The 6,964-nt window shown below is 39.1% G+C and carries 10 protein-coding genes; 6 read left to right on the top strand and 4 right to left on the bottom strand.

From position 1 onward, the window contains the following. Positions 1 to 183 precede the first annotated feature (183 nt). Genes FTV09_RS16475 through FTV09_RS16460 form a run of 4 tightly spaced genes read right to left on the bottom strand, consistent with a single transcriptional unit; the run spans position 184 to position 3,318 of the window. Positions 184 to 1,029, bottom strand: a complete 846-nt coding sequence (locus tag FTV09_RS16475; RefSeq protein ID WP_180058908.1) for a symmetrical bis(5'-nucleosyl)-tetraphosphatase — start codon at positions 1,027 to 1,029, stop codon at positions 184 to 186. 2 nt (positions 1,030 to 1,031) lie between these two features. After that, entirely contained in the window at positions 1,032 to 1,844 is an 813-nt protein-coding gene (rsmA, locus tag FTV09_RS16470) for a 16S rRNA (adenine(1518)-N(6)/adenine(1519)-N(6))-dimethyltransferase RsmA (RefSeq protein ID WP_067763375.1), read from the bottom strand. Between the two features lie 30 nt (positions 1,845 to 1,874). Then, entirely contained in the window at positions 1,875 to 2,888 is a 1,014-nt protein-coding gene (pdxA, locus tag FTV09_RS16465; RefSeq protein WP_180058907.1) for a 4-hydroxythreonine-4-phosphate dehydrogenase PdxA, read from the bottom strand. A gap of 49 nt (positions 2,889 to 2,937) precedes the next feature. Beyond that, complete coding sequence (locus FTV09_RS16460) at positions 2,938 to 3,318, bottom strand: hypothetical protein (protein WP_180058906.1); 381 nt, start codon at positions 3,316 to 3,318, stop codon at positions 2,938 to 2,940. Positions 3,319 to 3,509: 191 nt separating this feature from the next. Here FTV09_RS16460 and rplM point away from each other — a divergent pair, with 191 nt between their 5' ends. From rplM to FTV09_RS16430, 6 genes are all read left to right on the top strand, one after another. Further along, the gene (gene rplM / locus FTV09_RS16455; RefSeq protein WP_067763379.1) at positions 3,510 to 3,938 is read left to right on the top strand and encodes a 50S ribosomal protein L13; all 429 of its coding nucleotides are present in this window, start codon (positions 3,510 to 3,512) and stop codon (positions 3,936 to 3,938) included. A 12-nt stretch (positions 3,939 to 3,950) separates the two neighbouring features. Further along, complete coding sequence (rpsI, locus tag FTV09_RS16450) at positions 3,951 to 4,337, top strand: 30S ribosomal protein S9 (RefSeq protein WP_067763381.1); 387 nt, start codon at positions 3,951 to 3,953, stop codon at positions 4,335 to 4,337. Positions 4,338 to 4,805: 468 nt separating this feature from the next. Beyond that, positions 4,806 to 5,459: a glutathione S-transferase N-terminal domain-containing protein gene (locus FTV09_RS16445; protein ID WP_067763385.1), complete on the top strand. Its 654-nt coding sequence runs from the start codon at positions 4,806 to 4,808 to the stop codon at positions 5,457 to 5,459. A gap of 29 nt (positions 5,460 to 5,488) precedes the next feature. Then, positions 5,489 to 5,917 (top strand): ClpXP protease specificity-enhancing factor, encoded by a 429-nt coding sequence (locus FTV09_RS16440; RefSeq protein ID WP_067763387.1) that lies wholly within the window; start codon positions 5,489 to 5,491, stop codon positions 5,915 to 5,917. 16 nt (positions 5,918 to 5,933) lie between these two features. After that, the gene (locus tag FTV09_RS16435) at positions 5,934 to 6,584 is read left to right on the top strand and encodes a hypothetical protein (RefSeq protein ID WP_180058905.1); all 651 of its coding nucleotides are present in this window, start codon (positions 5,934 to 5,936) and stop codon (positions 6,582 to 6,584) included. A 211-nt stretch (positions 6,585 to 6,795) separates the two neighbouring features. Then, positions 6,796 to 6,964 (top strand): transposase (locus FTV09_RS16430; RefSeq protein WP_148101702.1); only part of this gene is annotated, 169 nt, incomplete at its 3' end.

Below are 6,964 nucleotides of genomic sequence, written 5' to 3'. Positions count from 1 at the left end.
TACTTCATGTACAACCATCATTTTAAAGGCGAAGCTATAATCACGTTGTGTGCGTTTAACTCGTTGTTCTTGTGCATGTTCCATAAAATAAGTCTCTTAAGGTGTAAACTTATTTCAGGACGGGACAAACGAATCATAAAAAAAGCCACGTTTTGACGTGGCTTTTTATTTATCAACAAGTTATTACATCATCGGGTTGTCAACTGCGAAAGTTTTTTTATCTTCAAGGCGATAAGCCATAAGTTGATGCCCCCACACACATCCACCATCGATGTTTTGAATCTGCTCGGAAATTGTTTTACCTTGTAAAGCTGCCCAATGACCAAAAATAACTTGGTGAGTCTGTGCTGCCTGTGATTCAAACTCAAACCATGGTTTAAAGCCTTCCGGCATTGGATCTGCAAGACTATCTTTAAAGCTGAATTCCAAACACCCTTCTGCGTTAGTCAAACGCATGCGGGTTAGATAGTTGGTAATACAGCGTAGACGTGCATTACCCTCTAGCTCATCTGACCAAAGATCTGGCTTTTTACCATACATCTCTTTCAAGAAGCCATCGACGATTTCAAAGTCCTCATGGCCAATTATAGCTTCTACTTCTTTCGCTAAAGCAGCCGCCTGTTCAGTCGTCCAATTCAGTGGAATACCGGCATGCGTAAGAACTGTGTGTTCATTTGGAAATAAACACAAAGGCTGATGACGTAACCATTCAATTAAATCATCACTTTCTAAAGCATTAATGACATCTAGCGTATTATCTTTTGGATTAATCTCTTTAATACCGCGTGCAACAGCCAATAAAGTCAGATCATGATTACCCAAAACTGTCGCAGCTACACCATTATCGACCAACTTTTTAACAAATCTGAGCACACCGACTGAGTTTTCACCACGTGCGACTAAATCACCTGCAAACCAAATATAATCCTGTTCTGCATCAAATTGAATGGCTTTTAATAATGCTTTTAAAGCTTCAAAACAGCCTTGTACATCACCGATCACATAGTTATAACGAATTGCACGTGACATATTTAAGCCACCATTTGATCTGACAAGGCAACAAACTGAGCTAAAGTTAAGGTCTCAGGACGTGCCATTGGATCAACACCAGCATTTTCAAAACCGTCTTCAACCAACATGCCTTTTAAGCTATTACGTAAGGTTTTACGGCGCTGAGTAAATACATGTGAAACCAAACGCGCCAAAGCTTTTTCATTTTTCGCTACAATTGGTTTCGCTGCATATGGCTCTAAACGGAATACTGCAGAAGTTACTTTTGGCGGGGGATTAAATGATCCCGGTGGTACTTCAAATAAGAAAGTTGGCTTACAGAAGTACTGAATCATCACTGACAAACGGCCATATTCTTTAGTGTTTGGCTCGGCGGTAATACGATCAACCACTTCTTTTTGCAACATGAAGTGCATGTCTTTCACTTTGTCACCAAACTCCAAGAGATGGAATAACAAAGGCGTTGAAATATTATAGGGCAAGTTACCAACAACGCGTAGCGGACGACCTTCTTGAAATAGCTCAGTAAAGTCATATTTCAAAGCATCTGTTTCTACAATGGTTAAACGCTCAGGATGCGGTACACGGCCCGGCAAACCTGCAGCCAAATCACGGTCAAGTTCAACCACTGTTAAAGCATCACACTCACCAATTAACGGTGAGGTTAACGCTGCAAGACCAGGGCCAATTTCGACGATATTATCCCCTGAGCGTGGATTCACCGAACGTACTATTTTAGCAATGACACGTTGGTCATGTAAGAAGTTTTGCCCAAAACGCTTACGCGTGTGATGCCCTTCGTCTTTGGGGTTTAGGGCATTAATTTGATACATAGACATTTCCAACGTGTAAATAAAACAAGATCATTGACGCGCTAAATCAAGCGCTAAGTCCACAGCCACATGTAAGCTAGAGCTTTTTGCAAGACCAGTACCTGCAAGGGAGAGTGCTGTGCCATGATCGACAGAGGTACGAATAAACGGTAAGCCCAAAGTAATATTGATGGCTTCACCAAAGCCCTGCGATTTTAACACAGGTAAGCCTTGATCGTGATACATCGCCAAAACCGCATCGGCATCTTTTAAATTTTCAGGGGTAAATAAAGTATCCGCAGGCAAGCTCAAGCTCATGTGAACGCCCTGCTCACGGTAGCTTTCCAGAACAGGATTAATCACTTCGATCTCTTCCATGCCTAAATATCCATCTTCACCCGCGTGCGGATTTAAGCCACACACCAAAATATTAGGCTGCTCAATCTTAAATTTACTTTTCAGATCATGAATTAAAATATCAATCACTTGATGTAAGCGCTCGGGGGTAATAGCATCAGGTACATCTCGCAACGCTAAATGTGTGGTTGCCAGTGCCACTCGTAATTTTTTAGTTGCGAGCATCATCACCACACGCGGAACGCCAGCAAACTCTTGATAAAACTCGGTATGACCACTGAAATGAATACCGGCATCGTTAATGATAGATTTTTGCACTGGCGCTGTCGCCACACCGACACTTTTTCCTGACATGGCATAATCAGCAGATCGGCGCAATTGTTCTAATACATAAGCCGCATTATTGGCATCAAGCTGACCTAAAACTACAGTATCCGCTAAAGGAACATGCTCCACATAGAGCTGTCCTACCGCACAAGAATCTTGTTGCCCCACATAATCAACCAATTCTACATTTAAATCTAAATGTTCCGCTCGTTGCTGCAACATCTGCTTATCAGCCAAAACGACAATAGGACGCTCATCAATACGATCTGCCAAACTTAGGCAAATATCTGGGCCAATTCCTGCAGGTTCACCGCTAGTGATATATAAAGGGAGCACGACGCCTTTTCCTTGGTAGCTAGACAGCTTTATTATACTGCTCATTACTCAATACTGCTGAAACTAAATCTTTTATGTGCGAAATACATACCTGTCAGAAATATGTTCGCTGTAAAACATGATATGGAATTACTTCAAAAGCGAAGCCTAAGATACCCAGCGCCCAAACCATAGCAATTACAATAAAAACCCATTTTTCAATGCGTTTCAACCGTTGAGGATAGCATGACAGCAACCAAAATGAGATTCCACCAATTATCAAGGAAGCCAATAATAAATATACAATGTAGTAAGTGACAAAACATAAAAACAATGCCATCAATAAGACCATGACCGCATCTCCTACACCATGTAAATGCACAAGATATAAATAAAATGGGCTAACTATGAGAAGGTTTAAAATCCAAATGATGCGAAACCATGTTTGCCAAAATGGGACTATTTCTAATGTTGCTCTCTGAGTGTGATCAGACATAATTTTATTTTCATCTAGTTTTTTATATTTTTTGAATTATAGGCTGTTTATTGATGAAGAAATACACTACAATACAGCGCTTGAAATTTTATATTTTCATTTGTGATTCTTCACGTATTCGTTTAGAATCGCGTCTCCTTTTGTTTGGACAGATTCCATAGTCCAAACCAACTATAATAGGTAGTGGTTTAATGAAAACTCTCAGCGCTAAGCCAGCTGAAGTTCAACATGACTGGTATGTTGTTGATGCTTCTGGCAAAACTTTAGGTCGCCTTGCGACTGAAATCGCTCGTCGTTTACGCGGTAAGCACAAAACTTCTTATACTCCTCACGTTGACACTGGCGACTACATCGTTGTAATCAATGCTGAAGAAATTCAAGTGACTGGTAAAAAAGCACTTGATAAGAAATACTATCGCCATACTGGTTTCCCTGGTGGTATCCGTGAGACTAACTTTGAGAAGTTAATTGCTCACAAACCTGAAGCAGTTCTTGAAAAAGCTGTTAAAGGTATGTTGCCAAAAGGTCCTCTTGGTTATGCAATGATCAAAAAAATGAAAGTGTACGCTGGTACTGAGCATCCTCATACTGCTCAACAGCCACAAGTTTTGGACATCTAAGGGATACAGCACATGGCTACTAACTATGGTACAGGTCGCCGTAAGACCGCAACTGCACGTGTTTTCCTATCAGCTGGTACTGGTAAACTCGTAATTAACAACCGTTCTTTAGAACAGTATTTCGGTCGTGAGACTGCTCGTATGGTTGTTAACCAACCACTTGAGCTTCTTGAAGCGACTACTAAATATGACCTTTACATCACTGTTTCAGGTGGTGGTATCGGTGGTCAAGCAGGCGCAATCCGTCACGGTATTACTCGTGCATTGATCGCTTCTGACGAAACACTTAAACCTGCTCTTCGTCAAGCTGGTTTCGTTACTCGTGATGCTCGTGAAGTTGAACGTAAGAAACTTGGTTTACGTAAAGCTCGTAAACGTCCTCAATTCTCTAAACGTTAATTCGTTTACCGAATCGGACAAAAGAACCTCGGCTTATGCCGAGGTTTTTTTATGTCTTCATTTTATGAAGATGATGTAAATAGAATAACGACCCGATAAATAAAGAGACTCAAACTCGCAATAAAGCATATTACCGACAATGTTAGTGCAATTGTACAGATAGTAATTTTGCTTTTTTGTTCAGGGCTATCATCCTCTGCTCCATAATCAGAGGCATAACTACCGGCGAGCGCCGTATAAAAACCAATGCCCATAAAAATAACGGTAGAGAAAAATAGTAATTTTTGTACAAGTGCAATGCTCATAATGCAATGAGGATCAATTACATGGGATAGCATGAAAATATATCAGATGAAATCAAATAAAATTGTGATTTTAAGTACAACTGAATTGATATTGCTAAAGTCTCCGTGATTTTATAGCCCATATTTAGTATTCTATCTTATTCATTTCTCATTGCTTCGGATTATGTCAGTCGAAAACGCACCCCTCCAAGGGATTACGCTTTACAGTCATGCGGATGACTTTCGCTCACACTGGATACGCTATGTACTTGCAGAGAAGCAAATTAAACATAACCTAATCATTGCAGATGATGAAGACGAAGATTTAGCAAGTTTGAATCCATATAATCAACTTCCAATGATGATTGAAAATGGTTTAAAACTATATAAAAGCAGCATCATTGCAGAGTATTTGGATGATCGTTATCGTCAAAATAAACTCTATGCAGATGCCCCGATGCCACGGGCAGAACAGCGTCAATATGTATGGCGTTTTGAACAAGATTGGTTGAAGCTTGCTGACGTCATGCTCCGCCACCCTGATACACTTAATGAACAAGCAAAACACAAAGCACAAAAGCAACTTCGTGATACATTAATATCACTCACACCACTTTTTCAGCATTATCCATATTTTATGTCTGAACAATTCAGCATGCTCGACTGTATGCTTGCACCAATTTTCCTTCGACTCAAAGTTATGGGTATTCAACTACCAAAACAACAATGTAGACCTATTTTCTTATACTGCCAACGCATTTTTAGTCGTCCTGCATTTATTAAATCTTTGACCTTGCAAGAAAAAAATCGCTATAGCGAATTCTTGCCAAAACAGTAATTTTATTTCCAATTTTTAGAGTAACGATTATGTCAGATCAAGATATTCCATTAAGCCCAACCAGACCTTATCTTACCCGTGCACTTTTCGAATGGATTTGTGATAACCAGTTAACCCCTTACTTATTGGTCGATGCAACGCAAAAAGACACGATGGTACCCGTACAATATGTACAAGATGGTCAGATTGTTTTAAATATTGCACCCCATGCAACGCACGCTTTACATATGAGCAATGATGCTATTACCTTTTCGGCACGTTTCGGTGGCGTCTCACAAAATCTCTATGTTCCGTTTAGTGCCTTATTAGGTATCTATGCTCGTGAAAATGGGCAAGGCATGTTCTTTGATCCAGCTGAATATGCAGATATCAATCAAGAGCAAAATGCTTTAAAATCAAACGATCAAGAACAACAAGAGCAACCAAAGAAAAAACCGGGTTTAAGGTTGCTCGATTAAAACAACGGAGCAAATCATGGCTTTTGATTTAGTACAATATTTCGCAGAACAAATTGAATCTCAAAAGCCTATGCTTTTAAGTCATCTAGATCGTGAAGAAAAACGCTCACATATCCGTCAAATCAATGCCTTAACACTTGGTGAACTGATTAATCAATTACGCAGTAATGGTGAAAAGGTTTATCAAGAGATTTCAAATCCAGATGAATTGTATATTCAGGAAGTTTCTCGCCATTTAACAACAAATCCATCAAATGCATCAACATTGAGTCGAACTGAACTAGAGCAACTAACAACTGAAGTGTTTCATTTGCAATTACTTGAACTGAAACAACTTCATGATACAGGCTCTCACTCGCTACAGAGCATTCGCGAATTATTAAATGGACAAATTGAACATCTTTCTGGTCAAGCAGATGACTGGGTTTGGTCAACAAACAACCTAACAGAACTTCTAGGCTCTAAACCAAATCTGCAAGAAGATATATCATTAGAGGCATCTATGAAGGAGTTTAATCAGATGGTTCATCAACAAAACGCTCAGCACGATGATAATAATGTGGCTGTAGAAGCAACAGTACCAACATGGTCAAAAATTGTTGAACCAGTCGTTGCTATTGCAATTCTATGGATTTTATATTCAGCAGCAACGAATATGTTCGCTTAAGAAAATCGACAAAACAAAAAGACCTGCCAATTGGGCAGGTTTTTTTTACATGAACTTTTTCCAAAATAGCCTGATTTAAAAAGCTATTTGTTTTATTTTGTAATTAACTGAGACTCTATGTAAATTTATAAAGCAAATTATCAAAAATTACATTCAATAATTTCTGTATAGTTGTATAGTCAAATCATTATAAAACCAATACAATGGTGCAATGAGTTATTCAGAACATTTTAGACGTAAAATTTTAGCTAAACTTGAGGAAGGTTATTCTATTCGAGCGGTAGCTGCACAATTTGAAATTAATAAAAATACCATTGTTGAATGGAAGAAACGTATAGAGATTAAAAAAACTCGTGTACGGAAACCTTCTAAAATTAACG

This window comes from Acinetobacter sp. YH12227 (assembly GCF_013417785.1).
GTDB classification, from domain to species: Bacteria; Pseudomonadota; Gammaproteobacteria; order Pseudomonadales; family Moraxellaceae; genus Acinetobacter; species Acinetobacter gandensis.
The sequence above is the reverse complement of the archived record's forward strand: the minus strand, read 5'-3'. Positions and strand labels throughout refer to the sequence as shown.

Excerpts from the sequence above, each read along its gene's own strand:
- FTV09_RS16475 (WP_180058908.1), bottom strand. The coding sequence starts at position 1,029 with ATGTCACGTGCAATTCGTTATAACTATGTGATCGGTGATGTACAAGGC.
- rsmA (WP_067763375.1), bottom strand. The coding sequence starts at position 1,844 with ATGTATCAAATTAATGCCCTAAACCCCAAAGACGAAGGGCATCACACG.
- pdxA (WP_180058907.1), bottom strand. The coding sequence starts at position 2,888 with ATGAGCAGTATAATAAAGCTGTCTAGCTACCAAGGAAAAGGCGTCGTG.
- FTV09_RS16435 (WP_180058905.1), top strand. The coding sequence starts at position 5,934 with ATGGCTTTTGATTTAGTACAATATTTCGCAGAACAAATTGAATCTCAA.
- rplM (WP_067763379.1), top strand. The coding sequence starts at position 3,510 with ATGAAAACTCTCAGCGCTAAGCCAGCTGAAGTTCAACATGACTGGTAT.
- FTV09_RS16460 (WP_180058906.1), bottom strand. The coding sequence starts at position 3,318 with ATGTCTGATCACACTCAGAGAGCAACATTAGAAATAGTCCCATTTTGG.
- FTV09_RS16440 (WP_067763387.1), top strand. The coding sequence starts at position 5,489 with ATGTCAGATCAAGATATTCCATTAAGCCCAACCAGACCTTATCTTACC.
- FTV09_RS16445 (WP_067763385.1), top strand. The coding sequence starts at position 4,806 with ATGTCAGTCGAAAACGCACCCCTCCAAGGGATTACGCTTTACAGTCAT.
- rpsI (WP_067763381.1), top strand. The coding sequence starts at position 3,951 with ATGGCTACTAACTATGGTACAGGTCGCCGTAAGACCGCAACTGCACGT.